This is a genomic window from Neisseria sp. HMSC070F02 (genome assembly GCF_001814225.1).
Classification (GTDB): Bacteria; Pseudomonadota; Gammaproteobacteria; order Burkholderiales; family Neisseriaceae; genus Neisseria; species Neisseria meningitidis.
The window spans coordinates 1-1,313 of record NZ_KV815370.1 but is presented as its reverse complement, the minus strand read 5'-3'; the positions used below and the strand labels follow the sequence as shown (position 1 = coordinate 1,313).

Annotated in this window: 1 protein-coding gene; it reads right to left on the bottom strand. The window is 50.0% G+C overall.

The annotated features are described in order from the left end of the window. Positions 1 to 617 precede the first annotated feature (617 nt). Positions 618 to 1,184, bottom strand: a complete 567-nt coding sequence (locus HMPREF2959_RS02375; protein ID WP_002243206.1) for a manganese efflux pump MntP — start codon at positions 1,182 to 1,184, stop codon at positions 618 to 620. Positions 1,185 to 1,313 lie beyond the last annotated feature (129 nt).

Below are 1,313 nucleotides of genomic sequence, written 5' to 3'. Positions count from 1 at the left end.
ACTTTCGTGGGAATGACGGGATGTAGGTTTCCGTGCGGATGGATTCGTTATTCCCGCGCAGGCGGGAATCCAAAGTTGTCGGTGCGGAAACTTATTGGATAAAACGGTTTCTTCAGATTTTACGTTCTGGATTCCCACTTTCGTGGGAATGACGCGGAAAAGTTGCTGTGATTTCGGATAAATTTTCGCAACGTTTAATTTCCGTTTTACCTGATAAATGCCCGCAATCTCAAATCCCGTCATTCCCCAAAAACAAAAAAAATCAAAAACAGAAATCCCGTCATTCCCGCGCAGGCGGGAATCCAGAGTTGTCGGTGCGGAAACTTATTGGATAAAACGGTTTCTTCAGATTTTACGTTCTAGATTCCCGCTTTCGCGGGAATGACGGAATATTTTTGAATTTGATAAAAATGCCGTCTGAAACGGTCAAACAACGCTTCAGACGGCATATTATAGTGGATTAAATTTAAATCAGGACAAGGCGACGAAGCCGCAGACAGTACAGATGGTACGGAACCGACTCACTTGGTGCTTCAGCACCTTAGAGAATCGTTCTCTTTGAGCCAAGGCGAGGCAACGACGTACTGGTTTTTGTTAATCCACTATATTTTCCGACATCATTGAATCAAACCCAAATGCGACAAGAGCGTCCATGTACCGATGGCAATCAACACCAAACCTCCGGCAAATTCCGCACGCCTGCCGAACAATACGCCCAAAGCCCTTCCCGCCGTCAGCCCGACCGTAACCATCACCGTCGTCGCCATGCCGATGACGGCGGCGGCAAAGGCGATGTTTACCTCCATAAACGCCAAGCCCACCCCGACTATCATGGAATCAATACTGGTTCCAAAAGCAGTCAGAACCGTCAACCACCAGCTTTCCCGTTTGCTTTCGCGTACATCTTCCGCCTTGCCGGACAGCCCTTCGCGCATCATTTTCAGACCCAGCCCGCCCAGCAGGACGAAAGCCGCCCAATGGTCCCATTCGCTGATAAACGGTTTGGCATAAAAACCGCCTACCCAGCCTGCCAGCGGCGTGAGTGCCTCAACCGTGCCGAACACCAAAGCCGTTGCTGCAATTTTGCGCGGGGGCATCCTGACCGCCGCACCCTTTGCCAATGCGACGGCAAACGCATCCATCGACATCCCCAGCGCAATCAAGAGCAAAGCGTAAAGACTCATACCGCACCCATCCTCAAAAAGGGCAGATTATAGCAAAACAGCAAAGCGCGAAAAACGCCGCACGAAAACCCACATCCCGTCATTCCTGCAAAAACAAAAAATCAAAAACAGAAATCCCGTCATTCCCGC